Consider the following 15,521-nt stretch of genomic DNA (forward strand, 5'->3'; position numbering starts at 1 on the left):
GAGCCGACTCGGGCCCGGGTCTACTTCAGCTCGGCCGAGGAGAGGCCCAGCACCCGTCGCGCCACGATCAGCTGCTGGATCTGCTGGGTGCCCTCGAAGATGTCGAGGATCTTCGAGTCGCGTGCCCACTTCTCCAGCAGCTCACCCTCGGAGTAGCCGATGGTCCCGGCCAGCTCGACACAGGACAGGGTCACGTCGGAGCCCATCCGGCCGGCCTTGGCCTTGGCCATGGACGCTTCCTTGGAGTTCGGCTGGCGGTTGTCGGCCATCCAGGCGGCCTGGAGCATGAGGAGGTACGCGCCCTCGTAGTCCGACTCCAGCTGGATGAACTTCGCCGCGGCCGCCGACTGCAGGTGAGCCGGCCGGTCGTAGTCGATCTCGACGCCCGCCTTCTCGAGCAGGTCGCGGGTGTAGTCGAGCGCGGCCCGGGCACAGCCGACCGCCATCGAGGCCACCAGCGGCCGGGTGTTGTCGAAGGTGGCCATCGCGCCGGCGAAGCCCTCCTTGACGTTGACCTCGGGGCTCCCGAGAAGGTTCTCGGCCGGCACCCGGCAGTCGGTGAAGGTGATCGTGGCGGTGTCGGAGGCCTTGATCCCGAGCTTGTGCTCGAGACGCTCGACCTTCATCCCCGGCGTGCCCTTCTCGACCACGAACGACTTGATCGCCGCTTTGCCGAGCTCCTTGTCGAGGGTCGCCCACACCACGACCGCGTCGGCGCGGTCACCGGAGGTGACGAAGATCTTCTCGCCGTTGAGCACGTAGTGGTCGCCGTCTAGCGTGGCGGTGGTCTTGATGTTGGCCGAGTCCGAGCCGGTGCCGGGCTCGGTGATCGCCATCGCAGCCCATACGCCGTCGAAGCGCTCGTGCTGCTCGTCGTTGGCGACGCTCGCGATGGCGGAGTTGCCGAGGCCCTGGCGGGGCATGGCCAGCGTGAGCCCGACATCACCCCAGCACATCTCATTGACGGAGAGGACCGAGGACATGTTGGCGCCGTTCCTGACGGAGCCGTCGTCGGGCTTCGAGTCACGGCGTACGCCGGTGGCCCCCGCACCCTCGCCCTGCCCGGACTCGGAGAGCCCGTCGGCCATGGCGGCGAGCATGTCGAGCTCGGTGGGGTACTCGTGCTCGGCCTTGTCGTACTTGCGCGAGATCGGTCGCAGCATGTTCATCGCGACCTGGTGGACCTGCTCGCGCAGCGGCTTGAGCTTCTTCGGGTCTTCCAGATTGATGGCCATCAGACCAGCACCGTGCCTTCCATGATTCCGATGGCACGCAGGTCGCGGTACCACCGCTCGACCGGGTGCTCCTTGACGAAGCCGTGACCACCGAGCAACTGGACGCCGTCGAGGCCGATCTGCATGCCCTTGTCGGCGCAGAGCTTGCGGGCCAGCGCGATCTCGCGGGTCGCGTCGATCCCCTGGGCCACACGGGACGCGGCCTTGTAGGTCACCAGGCGCATCGCCTGCAGCTCGATCGCGATGTTGGCGACCATGAAGGCAACCGACTGGCGGTGGGCGATCGGCTCGCCGAAGGCTTCGCGCTCCTTGACGTAGGGCGTCACGTAGTCGAGCACGGCCTGACCGACGCCGATGGACAGCGCGCACCAGGCGAGACGGGACAGCCGCACAGCCTCGGTGTAGGTCGAGCCGTCGGTCTCACCGAGGACCGCGTCGGCGGGGACCTTCACGTCGGTCAGAGTCAGCTTGGTGAGCGAGGCGGCCCGCACACCCATCGCCGGCTCGGACTCGATGGACAGCCCCTCGGTCGAGGACTCGACGAGGAACAGCACCGGCTTGCCGTCGAGGGCGGCGCCGACGACGAAGAGCTCGGCCTCGACGCCGCGGGCGACCAGTGACTTGGCACCGTTGATGGTGTAGCCGCCGGCCGTCTTCGTGGCAGTGGTTGCCGGGGTGAGCACGTCGAAGAGGACCTTGTCCTCGTTGAGCGCGAACGCCGCGGCAGGAACGTTGCCTTCGGTGAAGGCCGGCAGGTAGGTCTGCTGCTGCGCGTCGGTGCCCCACAGGCCCAGCGCGGTCGCGACCGAGCCGGGCGCGAGCGCCGCGACGGCCAGACCGAGGTCACCCTTGGCGAGCGCCTCGGCGACCAGGGTGCCGGCGACCGCGGAACGGGTCTCGGAGATGCCGCCGAGCTCCTCGGGGACACCCAGGATCGGCAGCCCGATCTCGAGGCTCGACTTGAGCAGGTCGTCGGGCGCGGCGCAGGCCTCGTCGGCCTCGGCCGCTGCGGGCCGCACGACCTCCGCGGCGAACTCGGTGACGACGTCGACGAGCATCTGCTCGTCCTCGGTCGGGGTCAGGTCGAAGACGCCTTTGGGGATGGCGTTGGGCACGCGGACGCCCGGAGCTCCCGGCTTGCCCTTCTTCTTGAACGCACGACTGGTCGCCGCCATCGTCTTGAACCCGCTGCGGGTCACCGTGAAGACGGCCTGCTCGGTCTGCTTGCGGACACCGAGCCGGTCGAGCACAGGACTCTGCGAGAGCTTGCGCAGACCGGCCACGGCGAATCCGATCGGATCACGCGACTCGCCGGACGGGACGCCGTGCGCGACCCCGCCACGTAGGCCTTGGAGGATACTCATGAGTAGAACTGTAACTGGGAGTTACAACGCGGTCTACACCTGGACCAGGTGATGGCGGTAACAAACTGCGTACGAACGCTTTATAGAGTTGGAACATGGCCGACTCCTCCCTCGAATCCCCCGCTCCTCACGAAGGCGCAGCCCCGCTCACACCCCACGGCCCCCTGCCCGAAGGCGGGACTGTGCGGCCGATAACCCGCTGGGGCACTCCGGTGATGCACCGGCCCAAGAAGCAGGTCGAAGTCTTCGACGACGCGCTGGGCGCACTGGCCGCCGACATGGTCGCCACCATGTACGCCGCCGAGGGCGTGGGGCTGGCCGCCGACCAGATCGGCGAGGACGTCGCGATCTTCGTCTTCGACTGCCCCGACGCCGTCGGCCAGCGCACCGTCGGCGTCGTCTGCAACCCCGTCCTGACGCTGCCGGAGGGCGATGACCGCCACCTGGACGTGGATCTCGAGGGCTGCCTCTCCTTCCCCGGCGCGTTCGTCGATTGCGGCCGCCCGGACTGGGCCTCCGTGGACGGCTTCGGGCTCGACGGCCAGCCGGTCCATTTCGAGGGCGACGGGCTGCTGGCCAGGTGCCTCCAGCACGAGACCGACCACACCAACGGCACCGTCTTCGGCGACCGCATCTCGGCCAAGGCGCGCAAGAAGCTCACCAAGGAGCACGACCGGCTCGCCAAGGAGTTCCCCGCCGACTGGCCCGCCACCTCGGCCGAATAGTCACTTTCTGACGTCGAGAAGTCAGAAACTCCGATCGACGACGTACTCGGCGATCGCGAGGCTGGAGGTCGCGGCCGGGCTCGGCGCGTTGCGCACTGACGTGATGCCGTCGGAGTGGTGGATGACGAAGTCGTCGACCAGCGAACCGTCGCGCTCGATCGCCTGGGCACGCAGGCCCAGGCCAGCCCTGAGGACGTCGTCGGCGCCGATCGCGGGCACGTAGCGCTGGGCGCCTCGCATGTAGGCGCGCTTGGAGAGTACGCCGCGGATCTCGGTCAGGCCGGTGCGCCAGTGCTCCGCGCCGAACCGCCAGAACCCCGGCCAGGTCAGCGTGTCGGCCAGATCGCGCGGCGTCACGGACGTGCGCCCGTAGCGCTGCCGGCTCAGTGCCAGGAAGGCGTTGGGGCCGACCTCGAGACCGCCGCCCACCCGACGCGTGAAGTGCACGCCGAGGAAGGGGTAGCGCGGGTCGGGGACCGGATAGACCATGCCCTTGACGAGGTCCTGCTTCGCCTCGCTGACCTGCATGTACTCACCGCGGAACGGAATGATCCGGGGCGCTTCGGGGCCGCCGGCGAGCTCACCGAGCCGGTCGGACTCCAGGCCTCCGCAGACGACCAGGTGGTCGACCTGGGTCCGCCCGGAGGCCGTCTCGACGTCGATCCCGCCGATCTTGCGATGGATGCCGGTGACCTCCTCACTGAGGCGTACCTCTCCCCCGGCTTCGGTGATCGTCCGGCCGAGCGTCTCGGCCACCGCGACGTAGTCGATGATGGCGGTCCTCGGCGAGTGCAGCGCGGCCAGCCCCACCGCGTACGGCTCGATCTCCTCGATTTCCTCGCGGCCGACTCGCCGCAGGCCGGGGACGGCGTTGTCGGTGGCCGTCTTCTCCAACGCGTCGAAGCGCCCCATCTCGTCCTCACCGACCGCGACGACGAGCTTGCCGCACTCCTCGAACGGGATCCGGTGCTCGGCGGCGAACTCCTTCAGCAGGTCACGCCCGCGCGCGCAGAGCCGGGCCTTGAGGCTGCCGGGCTTGTAGTAGATCCCCGCGTGGACGACGCCGGAGTTGTGCCCGGTCTGATGGGCGCCCAGCCGGCTCTCCTTCTCGAACACCACGACGGTGTCCTCAGGGCGGCGCAGCAGGATCTCGCGGGCCACCGCCAGCCCGACGGTCCCGCCACCGACCACGCCGACGGTCGTCATCCTTCGAGAGCCTATGCCTCTCCGCCGTCTTCGGTCATCGGAGGACCTGCTTCGATCAGTAACGCGTCCACTGCCGTGATCAACGCGTCCAGGTCCCCGGTCGCAGTACGCCACACCGTGAGATCGTTGATCTCGGCATAACCATGGATCAAGACATTCCGCATGCCGACGATTCTGTGAACCCCGGGCACTCGCTCTGCGGTCTCGGAGTCTTCCTTGCGCAGAATACTCATAGCCTCACCGGCAATCTCGAACTGCCGCTCGACAGCGGAACGGAGCAGACGTCCTCCGCGTACTCCTCCCAGGTCCTCCCCGCGACGAACTCCTGGATGCGCTTTGCCGCGGTGTGTAGATCCCACAGCAACGCGGCGGCTCTAGGCTGCATACACATCCTTGGCCGTTGGGAATGCCGCCGCCGCGAAGTATGGGTTCTTCACCGCATCCGACATGACCAAGTCGACCTCACGACCAAGGATCCGCTCGAGCTCCTCGTTGAGCGCAAGGTAGTTGCCGAGAAGGTCGTCCACATCTGGCAAGAAGTCGACGAAGAAGTCGAGGTCGCTTCGGTTGGGATCGAAGTCTCCGGTGACCGCCGACCCGAAGATTCGCAGACGCGCGACACCGAACCGGTCGCAGGCCCGCGCAATCGCCTCGCGGTCCAGCATGGTCATCGCATTCATGTGTCCAGTGTCCCAGATGTTCGACGACGGTGGCGTCACCTCACCCGGCAACGGAGAAAGTTACGAGCCGCCGGCGCCTCGCCGGGCCTCTCGTCGACCTCTATACCGGAGGCTTGACGAGGGGTGGTCGCGGCGGGCCGATACCCCGTTACTGCCACCCCGTGGCGTACCGGAGAATGTTCACGCACCATCACCCACCAGAAGGACTCATCGTGCTGGACGGCCTCCTCGGCGTACGCGAGCGGTTGGACGCACTGCGGGCGATCGAGTCCGGGGACGCCGATCCGCGCCGCTTCGACGTGCTCGCCGACGACTGGGGCGTCGAGGAGCGCGCGAGCAGCGCTCGGGGCCAACGGACTTCCTGATCTCGATCTCGGCCGCCGGGTCGCGACGTTGTCCGGTGGCGAGACCGTCGCGACGGCGCTGACCGGAATCAGCCTCTCCGGTGCCGACATCGCCGCGCTCGACGCCTACCGCGGCGCTCTGATCGTGTCAGCCACGACGACGCCTTCCTCGACCGTTTGAGCATCGACACGTTCGTTCGCCTCGAGAACGGTCGTCTCAACGGATCCCGACGGCTACGTTGATCTCGTGACAAGGACCTGGTCGATCCTCCGGCTCGCCATGGCCGTGCTGATCGTCGCCGCGATGACGGCCGAGTTCCGGGGAGCGCTGAGCACCCCGCCCGCCGAGGGCTCCAGCTTGGCGACGGTGGTGGTCAACTACTTCAGCTACTTCACCATCGAGTCGAACCTCTTCGCTGTCGCGGCTCTCCTCTCCGCCGGCGTCTGGACGCTGACCCGCCGCCACCAGGCACCCACGTGGATCGCGGTGCTGATGGCGGCGGCGACGACGTTCATGACCATCACCGGTCTCGTCTACAACCTGCTGCTGCGCGGTCTCGTCCCGGCGGCGCACCCGTGGGCGAACGAGATCCTGCACCTCATCGGCCCACTGTTCCTGGTGGTCGACCTCTTCATCGCTCCGCGCCGGCGCCTGCCATGGCGCACGGTCGGCACCATCATCGCCTTCCCTATCCTGTGGGCCGCCTACACCCTGATCCGCGGCGAGCATGTCGTCAGCCCGCTGACCGGCGACCCGTGGTGGTATCCCTACCCGTTCCTCAACCACCACCTGCAGGGCGGGTACGAGGTCGTGATCGCCTACGTCATCGGCATCGCCGCCGCTTTCACCCTGGTCGCCTGGGGCGTCGTAGCCGTCGGGCGCCGTCGGGGACCCACCGAGAGCGCTTCCGTCATCATCAGCCCCGATCAGCCCGTCGAGCGCGTCATCGACGGCGAGACCTTCCGAATCAACCAGGACCCCGACACCCCCGGCCTCTACCACCTCGACTGGCTCTCCGGCCCCAACCCCGACTACGGGTTCAGCAGCCGCGTGAGTGATGGCCGACAGCAGTCCGAGGCGGAGCTGGACGACGAGATCCGGACGTTCCTGGCTCAGGTGGATCCGAAGACCGGCTACATCGACTGACTCCCAGTCGATCGGCGCGCCGCGGTCAAGCGGCAAGACGATAGTCCAGCAGTACGTCGCGCAGCATGAACTCTGCCCGGGACAGTGGTGGTGGGTCTGGTCGCCAGGTGTCGGGCGGTGGGCTCGTGTAGACATGGCCGGTCGGCGTGATGGTGATGATGCTGCCGTCCGGTCCTGGTCTGGCCTGCCAGCCGAGAGCTTCTTTCGCCTGGTTGCACCTTTCGCACAACCCTTGAAGGTTCGCGGCACTGGTCGCGCCGCCGTCTGCGTGGCGTTGGGCGTGGTCGACGTTGCGGATCGGGGCGTCGCAACCGTTGGTGCGGCAGATCCCTGCGTCGCGGGTGGTGATGAACTCGGCCAGGCCGTCGGGTGCTTTGCGTGAGCGGGACTCCATCGCGACCAGCCGCCCGGCCGGGTCGGTGAACAGACGCCGCACGAACACCTCAGCGTCGGCGAGCGCTTCACGAGCCCAGGCGGCCGGGACGGGGCCGTATCCCTCGACCATCGCCGGCCGGTCGCTGTCGGCGGTCAAGGCCTCGGCCGACATCACGACCTTGACCTCGATCCGAGGCTTCGCCTCGACGCCCTCACGCCCGGTGACGCGGTCGACGAGGGTGTCGGCCATGACCTGACCACGGGTCCGCTCATCACCGGCCGCCTGGGCAGCCTTGGCTGCCCGGTCCAGTGCGGCATAGACCGCGACGCCGTCTTTGACTGGCAGCAGGGCGCCGAGTCAGGTCATCGTGTCCGGAGCCGGCCGCACGCTGACTCGGCGGTCCTTCTCCGCGTTCGCGGCCCGGTTTACGACGGATTCCTGGTCAAGGGTGATCGCCAGTTTCTTGGCGGCGTTCTCGAGCTGCCGCAGTCCCATGGTCACCACCGCAGGGAATTCGCCGTCCGGGCCGAGGGCGCAGAGCTGAAAGTCGATGACCCGGCGGTCCTCCAGGGACAAGCAGGCAGTCTCGCGGGCGAGGATGGTGGCTTGCCACTGCGAGAAGAGCCCGGCCTTCATGAGGGCGAAGGTGTGTGGCATCTCCGCAATGAGGATCTTCGCCAGCCCGAGCAGTTTGGCGCCACTTGCCGGCGAGACCCGCCGCGCGAGCGCGATCTGGGAGGCGACGCCCTCACCCAGCTTCCGAGCAGGGGCCCCAGCCTCGGCCTGCCGTGCCCGGGTGGCCCCGTCGAGGCGCACGGCTGCTTCCGCCTGCGCGGCCTCAGCGGTGCACTTGATCTCTTCGAGACGACTGATCCAGTCGACCAGCTCGCCCTCGGACGCACCCAAGGGTGGCCCGGCGAGGAGCTGGTCGACGGTCTCGTTCATACGCCTCATTATATGCCAAACAGCGTCACAGCGCTACCTGTTTTTGCTGGTCAGACCGGATTTAGGCGGTCCGCGAACAAGCAACCTGAACCCCGCGCCACACCCTCGCCGCCGCCCCGATAATGGCGAAAATCTTTCTCGATCAGGTGCCGAGTCAAGGACCGCGAAGCGGCCGGCGAAGCCGGCGGGTCGAAGGCCCGTCCTTGACGCGGCGGCTGATCGAGAAACACTCGAGGAAGGGTCGGCGGCGAACCCTGAAACGAAGAAACAGTCGCTTAGCGAGGTTTCCCCGACGAGAACCGTGTTGGTCTCGACACGCCTACGCCTAGCGGCTCCGGCGGCTCGACCAGCGTGAACTCAGCCCTCCCGAACCATCCACCGCCCAGGCGAAGCCAACGGCTCCCAGCCGTACTTCGCATACAACCCATGAGCATCCTCGGTAGCAAGCAGCATCCGACGGATCCGATAAGGCTCCAGATCCGCGACGATGCCCGACATCAAGAGCTCCCCGATCCCCTGCCCACGCACACCAGGATCGACGATCACGTCGCACAACCACGCGAAGGCCGCGAAGTCGCTGACCACGCGCCCGAAGGCGACCTGGTTGCCCGCCGCGTCGTAGACGCCGTAGCAGCGTGACCCCTTGTTGGCCGCGTCCTGGACCTCCCGGGTCCGGTCGCTCGCCCAGTAGGTCTGCGCGAGCATCCGGTGGACCCAGTCTGGGTCGATGCGGCTCTGGTCGGCAGAGAAGGAGTACGCCGCGGGCGCCGCGGACGAAGCCGGTTCAGCGCTCAGCAGTCCGAGCAGGTCATCCGGCTCAGGCGCGGGCCGCGCACCCTGAGGAGCGACGGCCGGCACCTCGACGGCTCCCGCGAACCCCGGGCCAGGGTCCGGCGTACGCCCTGCCTGATAGGCCAGCGCAGCACCGTTGGCGAGCTTGTCGGCAGCCTCGTTGAGCGGGTGCCCGGAGTGCCCCTTGATCCACTCGAAGCGTACGTCCCGGCCCTGCATCGCCGCGTCGAGGTCCTTCATGATCTCGACGTTGAGCACGGGCTTGCCGTCGGCCTTCTTCCAGCCCTTGCGCTTCCAGCCGGCCATCCACTTGGTGACCGAGTTGATGACGTACTTCGAGTCGCAGTAGACCAGCAGCGGCTCGCCGGTGTGCGCCGTCTGCCGCAGCAGGTCGAGCACGGCGGTCAGCTCGCCCTGGTTGTTGGTCCCGTGCGGCCACCCGCCACAAGCCCAGGTGGACTCGTCCACATACCAACCCCACCCCGCGGGCCCCGGGTTCCCGAGCGCCGACCCATCAGCAGCAGCCACAATCGTCACGCGCCCATCCTGCCAGCCGCCCGCCCCCAATCCCCGACGGGTCAGGGAGTGACGCGTGGCCCGGACGCGGTCGAGCCGCGAACCACCAGCTCGGGATGGAAGACGAACTCGGAGTGAGGGGCGCCGGTGCCGGCGATCTCGTCGAGGATGGCGCGGACGGCGGCCTGGCCCATCGCATGGACGGGCTTGCGGACCGTGGTCAGCGGCGGGTCGGTGAAGGCGATGAGCTGGGAGTCGTCGTAGCCGACGACGGAGACGTCCTCGGGAACCCGCAGGCCGCGCGAGCGGGCGGCGCGGATGGCGCCCAGCGCCATCATGTCGCTGGCGCAGACGATCGCGGTGAAGCCGTCGTCGAGGAGCTCGGAGGCCGCGGCCTGGCCGCCTTCGAGGGTGAACAGCGAGTGCCGGATGAAGCCCTTCTCGACCTCCTCGGCACTCAGGCCGAAGCGGTCGGCCATGGTCGCCGCGAAGCCCTCGATCTTGCGCTGGACCGGTACGAAGCGGCCGGGGCCGACCGCCAGACCGATCTTGGTGTGCCCGAGCGTGGCGAGATGCGTGACCGCGAGCTGCATCGCCTCGCGATCGTCGGGAGAGATGAACGGCGCCTTGATGTCGGGGGTGTAGCCGTCGAGAAGGACGTACGGAACCCCCTGGGCGCGCAGCTTGTCGTAGCGCGTCATGTCGGCGGTGGTGTCCGCGTGGAGGCCCGAGACGAAGATGATCCCGGTGACGCCGCGGTCGACGAGCATCTCGGTGAGCTCGTCCTCGGTCGAGCCGCCGGGGGTCTGCGTCGCGAGCACCGGGGTGTAGCCCTGCCGGGTCAGCCCCTGGGCGATGACCTGCGCGAGCGCCGGGAAGATCGGGTTGTCGAGCTCGGGCGTGATCAGCCCGACGAGACCCTCGCTGCGCTGACGCAGCTTGACGGGACGCTCGTACCCGTGGACGTCGATCGCCGCCAGCACCGCCTCGCGCGTCGCCGCGGCGACGCCTGGCTTGCCGTTGAGCACGCGGCTGACCGTGGCCTCGCTCACGCCCGCATGGGCCGCGATGTCGGCAAGACGGGCGGAGGCTGGTGTTATGGGCACGGTCACATCATGCCCCCTACCCACACGTCCTGCAAGAAGTTTCAGCAAGTTTGCAACTTTTGCTGAAACCCTCTTACATTCTTCTCGACGCGGGGTTACCTTCGTCACACCCCGGGCGGCTTCCTCGCCCGGCCCCATCTTCGAAGGAGAACTCATGCGACGTGGCATCGTGGCCACCGCAGTGGCGGCATCGCTCGCCCTGGCGGCATCGGCATGTGGCGGTAGCAGCGGCGAGAGCAGCGACGGTCCTGTCACCATCACCTGGTGGGACACCTCGAACGCGACCAACGAGGGCCCGACGTACCAGGCTCTCGTCAAGGAATTCGAGAAGGCCAACAAGGACATCAAGGTCAAGTACGTCAACGTGCCGTTCGACCAGGCGCAGAACAAGTTCGACACCGCGGCCGGCGCCAGCGGCGCTCCCGACGTCCTGCGTGCCGAGGTCGGATGGACCCCGGCGTTCGCGCAGAAGGGCTTCCTCGCTCCCCTCGACGACACCGAGGCACTGGAGGAGAAGGACGCCTTCCAGCCCAACCTGATCAAGCAGGCCGAGTTCGACGGCAAGACCTACGGCGTCCCGTTCGTCACCGACACCCTCGCGCTGGTCTACAACAAGGCGCTCTTCGAGAAGGCCGGCATCACCGAGCCGCCGAAGACCTGGGAGGACCTCAAGTCCGCCGCCGCCACGATCAAGTCCAAGACCGGTGTCGACGGCTACTGGGGCTCCACCTCCGCCTACTACGCGCAGCCGTTCCTCTACGGCGAGGGCACCGACACGGTCGACGCCGAGGCGAAGAAGATCACCATCTCCTCTCCGGAGGCCAAGAAGGGCCTGACCACCTGGCAGGGCCTCTTCGACGGCGAGGGCCTGCACAAGGCGGACACCACCGCCGACGCGTACGCCCACATCCAGGACGCCTTCGTCAACGGCAAGGTCGCCGCGATCATCCAGGGGCCCTGGGAGATCACGAACTTCTACAAGGGCTCGGCGTTCGCCGACAAGAACAACCTCGGCATCGCGACCGTCCCGGCCGGCTCGACCGGTGCGGCCGGCGCCCCGACCGGCGGTCACAACCTGTCGATCTACGCCGGCTCCGACGAGGCGCACCAGGAGGCCTCGGCGAAGTTCGTGAAGTTCATGACCTCAGCCGAGACCCAGGCCCAGATCGCGCTGAAGAACTCCACGCTCCCGACCCGCGACGACGCCTACACCGACGAGGTCAAGGCCGACCCGGGCATCGCCGGCTTCCAGACCGTGCTCCCGGCCGCCCAGCCGCGACCGGAGCTGCCCGAGTACTCCTCGCTGTGGGGCCCGATGGACCAGGAGCTCCCGAAGGTCGCCTCCGGCGCGGAGACGCTCGACAAGGGGCTGGCCACGCTGGACACGGCGTTCGCCGACCTGCTGCCCGAGTTCTCGAAGTGACCCAGTTCCACCTGAGCCAGGAAGACCACGTCGTCCGATGACTCTGACAGCACCAGCGCCTGCCGCCGAGACCCCGCGGTCTCGGCGGCGGGCGCCCCGCCCCTTCCAGCGCGTGCGAGACTCCTACCGCCGCTACTGGTACGCCTACGCGATGGTCGCGCCCGTCGTGATCGTCCTCGGCGTCCTCGTCGGCTACCCGCTCGCCCGCGGCTTCTACCTGACCCTGACCAACGCCAACAGCCTCAACTCGGCACGCACGATCGGCGCCAACACGATCGACGCGACGTACGAGTTCATCGGCCTGAGCAACTACGCCGAGATCCTCTGGGGCCCGGCGGCGTACGACCGCTTCTGGTCCCTCTTCGTCTGGACGATCGTCTGGACCGTCACCTGTGTCGTGCTGCACTACGTCATCGGGCTCGGGCTGGCGATGCTGCTCAACCAGCGGCTGCGCGGACGCGTGGCGTACCGGCTGCTGCTGATCCTGCCGTGGGCGGTGCCGACATTCGTCACCGTCTTCGCCTGGCGGATCATGCTGGCCGACGCGGGGGTCATCAACACGATGCTCGGCACGATCGGCCTAGCCGAGCCGAGCTGGCTCGAGAATCCGACCTGGCAACGTATCGCCGCGATCATGGTCAACACCTGGTGCGGCGTGCCGTTCATGATGCTCTCCCTGCTCGGCGGGCTGCAGTCCATCGACGAGAACCTCTACGAGGCCGCCGAGATCGACGGCGCCAGCGCCTGGCAGCGGTTCCGCCACGTCACGCTGCCGGGGCTCTCCTCGGTGAGCTCGACCGTCGTCCTGCTCGGCGTGATCTGGACCTTCAACCAGTTCGCGATCATCTTCCTGCTCTTCGGCAACACCGCGCCGGACGCGCAGATCCTGGTCACCTGGGCCTATCGACTCGGGTTCGGACAGCAGCCTCGCGACTTCGCCATGTCGGCGGCGTACGGCGTCCTCCTGCTCGCGATCCTGATCGTCTTCACGTCCTTCTACTACCGGTGGTTGAAACGCAATGACCAGCTCGCCTAGCACCAGCGCACTCCGAAAGCCTCAGCGGCGACGCGGCGAACTCGGCCCGGTCGCCCGGGTGGGCACGCACGTGACGCTCTCGGTGGCGTCGCTGATCGCGCTGTTCCCCGTCATCTGGCTCGTCTACCTCTCCCTGGGACCGGACAAGGACGACTACCTCCACCCCGGCGGGATCGCCGCGAAGGCGACGCTCGACAACTACTGGTTCGTGCTCACCAACACCGCCTTCTTCGACTGGCTGTGGTCGACGATGGTCGTCGCGGGCGGCACGACCCTGTTCGGAGTGATGTCGGCGGCGACGACCGGCTACGCGGTCTCCCGGATGCGGTTCCCCGGCCACCGGCCGCTGATGTGGGTCCTGCTGCTGACGCAGGCGTTCCCGATCGCGGTGCTGATCGTGCCGATGTACGAGATCTTCTCGCGGCTGCGCCTGGTCGACTCGCACCTCGGCCTGATCCTGGTCAACTGCACCACGATCGTCCCCTACTGCTCGTGGCTGCTGAAGGGCTACTTCGACACGATCCCGATCGAGATCGACGAGGCCGGCATGATCGACGGGCTCACCCCGTTCGGTACGTTCTGGCGGCTGATCCTGCCGCTGGCCCGACCTGGCCTCGCCGTCGCCGCGTTCTACGCCTTCATCACCGCGTTCGCCGAGGTCGCCTTCGCCTCGACATTCCTGCTCGACGACTCGAAGTACACCTTCGCGGTCGGGCTGCAGAGCTTCGTCAGCGAGCACGACGCGCAGTGGAACCTGATGGCAGCCACCGCGGTCCTCATCGCCATCCCCGTGACCATCTTCTTCTACATCGTCCAAAGGCACGTCGTCACCGGTCTGACCGCCGGCGGCGTCAAAGGCTGAAAGGCCCCATGAACATGAACAGGTCCTCCATGAGCACCGAATGGTGGCGTGACGCCGTCATCTACCAGGTGTACCCCCGCAGCTTCGCCGACAGCGACGGCGACGGCACCGGTGACCTTCCCGGGATCCGGTCCCGGCTCCCCTACCTCCGCGACCTGGGGGTGGATGCGGTCTGGCTGAGCCCGTTCTACGCCTCGCCGCAGGCCGACGGGGGCTACGACGTCTCCGACTACCGTGCGGTCGACCCGCGCTACGGGACGCTCGACGACGCTCGCGCGCTGATCACCTCGGCGCACGAGCTCGGGCTGAAGATCATCGCCGACATCGTCCCCAACCACTCCTCCGACCAGCACGTCTGGTTCCAGCAGGCGCTGGCCGAGGGGCCGGATTCACCGATGCGGTCGCGCTACCACTTCCTGCCCGGGCGCGGCGAGAACGGCGAGGAGCCGCCCAACGACTGGGACTCGATCTTCGGCGGGCCCGCCTGGACGCGGGTGCCGGACGACCCCGAAGGCCGCGAGAACGCACAGTGGTACCTCCATCTCTTCGCCCCCGAGCAGCCCGACTTCAACTGGAACTCCCCCGAGGTGCACGCCGAGTTCCTCGACATCCTGCGGTTCTGGCTCGACCTCGGCATCGACGGCTTCCGCATCGACGTCGCCCATGGCCTGGTCAAGGCCGAGGGCCTGCCGTCCATCGGCCACGCGGAGCAGCTCCACCTGCTCGGCAACGACGTGATGCCGTTCTTCGACCAGGACGGAGTCCACGAGATCTACCGCACCTGGCGGCGGGTGCTGGCGGACTACCCGGACCGGATCTTCGTCGCCGAGGCCTGGACGCCCACGGTGGCGCGGTCGGCCAACTACGTACGCCCCGACGAACTGCACCAGGCCTTCAACTTCGAGTACCTCGACACCGCCTGGGACGCCTCGGCGCTGCGCAAGGTCATCGACAGCTCCCTCGACGCGATGCGGCCGGTCGGCGCCCCGGCGACCTGGGTGCTGTCCAACCATGACGTCACCCGGCACGCCACCCGGTTCGCCAACCCGCCGGGTTCCGGCACCCAGATCCGTACGCCGGGTGACCGCGAGCTCGGCCTGCGGCGGGCCCGCGCGGCGACGCTGCTGATGCTGGCGCTTCCGGGCTCGGCGTACGTCTACCAGGGCGAGGAGCTCGGCCTCCCCGACGTCACCGACCTGCCCGACGAGGTCCGCCAGGACCCGTCCTTCCACCGTGCCAGCGGTCAGGACGGCTTCCGCGACGGCTGCCGGGTGCCGCTGCCGTGGACCCGGTCGGGCTCCTCCTACGGCTTCGGTGACGGCGGCTCCTGGCTCCCCCAGCCGTCATCGTGGGGCGAGCTCAGTGTCGAGGCCCAGACCGGCATTTCCGGATCGACCCTGGAGCTCTACCGCTCGGCGCTGAACATCCGTCGCGAGGTCCCCGGCCTCGGCGCCGGCGACGCGGTGACCTGGCACGACGAGGCCCCCGCCGGGGTCCTCTGGTTCGAGCGCGACGGCTTCGCCTGCACGGTCAACACCACTAAGGAGCCCGTACGCATCGCCGCCCCCGGCCGCGTACTCCTCTCCTCCTCCGGCACCCTGCCCGTCACCGACGGCTCCGCCGACCTCCCCGGCGACACGACCGTCTGGTGGGAGCTCTAACCCACACCCCAGCCGAGGCGTCACTCCCGTCAGCCGAGTTGGCAGCGCTATGCCAACTCGGCCGACGCACGGGACGCCGCGGCCGACGTACGGGACCCCTCGG

At 68.2% G+C, this 15,521-nt stretch carries 17 protein-coding genes; 8 read left to right on the forward strand and 9 right to left on the reverse strand.

The annotated features are described in order from the left end of the window. Positions 1-20: 20 nt before the first annotated feature. Both H5T77_RS17560 and H5T77_RS17565 read right to left on the reverse strand, forming a co-directional pair. Entirely contained in the window at positions 21-1,235 is a 1,215-nt protein-coding gene (locus H5T77_RS17560) for an acyl-CoA dehydrogenase family protein (RefSeq protein ID WP_292651383.1), read from the reverse strand. Continuing rightward, positions 1,235-2,599, reverse strand: a complete 1,365-nt coding sequence (locus tag H5T77_RS17565) for an acyl-CoA dehydrogenase family protein (protein WP_292651384.1) — start codon at positions 2,597-2,599, stop codon at positions 1,235-1,237. Before H5T77_RS17565 ends, H5T77_RS17560 begins: the two co-directional genes overlap by 1 nt. Positions 2,600-2,694: 95 nt before the next feature. On the opposite strand from H5T77_RS17565, the gene def reads away from it, so the two are divergent. Next, positions 2,695-3,324, forward strand: a complete 630-nt coding sequence (gene def / locus H5T77_RS17570; protein ID WP_292651386.1) for a peptide deformylase — start codon at positions 2,695-2,697, stop codon at positions 3,322-3,324. 21 nt (positions 3,325-3,345) lie between these two features. Here the strand turns inward: def and lhgO are convergent, their stop codons facing one another. The 3 genes from lhgO to H5T77_RS17585 are packed head-to-tail and all read right to left on the reverse strand — an operon-like array spanning position 3,346 to position 5,210. Then, complete coding sequence (lhgO, locus tag H5T77_RS17575; RefSeq protein ID WP_292651388.1) at positions 3,346-4,530, reverse strand: L-2-hydroxyglutarate oxidase; 1,185 nt, start codon at positions 4,528-4,530, stop codon at positions 3,346-3,348. A gap of 11 nt (positions 4,531-4,541) precedes the next feature. After that, entirely contained in the window at positions 4,542-4,889 is a 348-nt protein-coding gene (locus tag H5T77_RS17580) for a HepT-like ribonuclease domain-containing protein (RefSeq protein ID WP_292651389.1), read from the reverse strand. 15 nt (positions 4,890-4,904) lie between these two features. After that, positions 4,905-5,210: a nucleotidyltransferase family protein gene (locus H5T77_RS17585; protein ID WP_292651391.1), complete on the reverse strand. Its 306-nt coding sequence runs from the start codon at positions 5,208-5,210 to the stop codon at positions 4,905-4,907. A 212-nt stretch (positions 5,211-5,422) separates the two neighbouring features. On the opposite strand from H5T77_RS17585, the gene H5T77_RS17590 reads away from it, so the two are divergent. The 3 genes from H5T77_RS17590 (at position 5,423) to H5T77_RS17600 (ending at position 6,701) form a co-directional block, all read left to right on the forward strand. Further along, entirely contained in the window at positions 5,423-5,575 is a 153-nt protein-coding gene (locus H5T77_RS17590; protein WP_292651393.1) for a hypothetical protein, read from the forward strand. Between the two features lie 28 nt (positions 5,576-5,603). Continuing rightward, positions 5,604-5,735 (forward strand): hypothetical protein, encoded by a 132-nt coding sequence (locus H5T77_RS17595; RefSeq protein ID WP_292651395.1) that lies wholly within the window; start codon positions 5,604-5,606, stop codon positions 5,733-5,735. Positions 5,736-5,801: 66 nt separating this feature from the next. Continuing rightward, a complete protein-coding gene (locus H5T77_RS17600) occupies positions 5,802-6,701 on the forward strand; it encodes a Pr6Pr family membrane protein (protein WP_292651396.1) in 900 nt (299 codons plus the stop codon). Between the two features lie 25 nt (positions 6,702-6,726). On the opposite strand, the gene H5T77_RS25770 is transcribed toward H5T77_RS17600, so the two are convergent. The 4 genes from H5T77_RS25770 to H5T77_RS17620 all read right to left on the reverse strand — a co-directional run bounded on the left by H5T77_RS25770 (position 6,727) and on the right by H5T77_RS17620 (position 10,436). Further along, positions 6,727-7,425 (reverse strand): HNH endonuclease, encoded by a 699-nt coding sequence (locus H5T77_RS25770; protein WP_472850352.1) that lies wholly within the window; start codon positions 7,423-7,425, stop codon positions 6,727-6,729. Positions 7,426-7,434: 9 nt separating this feature from the next. After that, on the reverse strand, positions 7,435-8,022 hold the full coding sequence (locus H5T77_RS25775) for a DUF222 domain-containing protein (protein WP_292651397.1): 588 nt from the start codon (positions 8,020-8,022) through the stop codon (positions 7,435-7,437). Between the two features lie 357 nt (positions 8,023-8,379). Continuing rightward, positions 8,380-9,351, reverse strand: coding sequence for a GNAT family N-acetyltransferase (locus tag H5T77_RS17615; protein ID WP_292651399.1), 972 nt, complete (start codon positions 9,349-9,351; stop codon positions 8,380-8,382). A 41-nt stretch (positions 9,352-9,392) separates the two neighbouring features. Next, positions 9,393-10,436, reverse strand: coding sequence for a LacI family DNA-binding transcriptional regulator (locus H5T77_RS17620; RefSeq protein ID WP_292651401.1), 1,044 nt, complete (start codon positions 10,434-10,436; stop codon positions 9,393-9,395). A 154-nt stretch (positions 10,437-10,590) separates the two neighbouring features. Here H5T77_RS17620 and H5T77_RS17625 point away from each other — a divergent pair, with 154 nt between their 5' ends. Genes H5T77_RS17625 through H5T77_RS17640 form a run of 4 tightly spaced genes read left to right on the forward strand, consistent with a single transcriptional unit; the run spans position 10,591 to position 15,418 of the window. Then, complete coding sequence (locus H5T77_RS17625; protein ID WP_292651403.1) at positions 10,591-11,859, forward strand: extracellular solute-binding protein; 1,269 nt, start codon at positions 10,591-10,593, stop codon at positions 11,857-11,859. 37 nt (positions 11,860-11,896) lie between these two features. Then, positions 11,897-12,895 carry a carbohydrate ABC transporter permease gene (locus H5T77_RS17630; RefSeq protein ID WP_292651404.1) on the forward strand — a complete coding sequence of 333 codons (999 nt, stop codon included), beginning with the start codon at positions 11,897-11,899 and terminating at the stop codon, positions 12,893-12,895. Next, positions 12,879-13,757, forward strand: a complete 879-nt coding sequence (locus H5T77_RS17635; RefSeq protein WP_292651406.1) for a sugar ABC transporter permease — start codon at positions 12,879-12,881, stop codon at positions 13,755-13,757. The genes H5T77_RS17630 and H5T77_RS17635 overlap by 17 nt, the downstream gene beginning before the upstream one ends. Positions 13,758-13,786: 29 nt before the next feature. Beyond that, entirely contained in the window at positions 13,787-15,418 is a 1,632-nt protein-coding gene (locus H5T77_RS17640) for a glycoside hydrolase family 13 protein (protein ID WP_292651408.1), read from the forward strand. Positions 15,419-15,521: the final 103 nt, after the last annotated feature.

It is taken from the genome of Nocardioides sp., assembly GCF_014360585.1.
Classification (GTDB): domain Bacteria; phylum Actinomycetota; class Actinomycetes; order Propionibacteriales; family Nocardioidaceae; genus Nocardioides.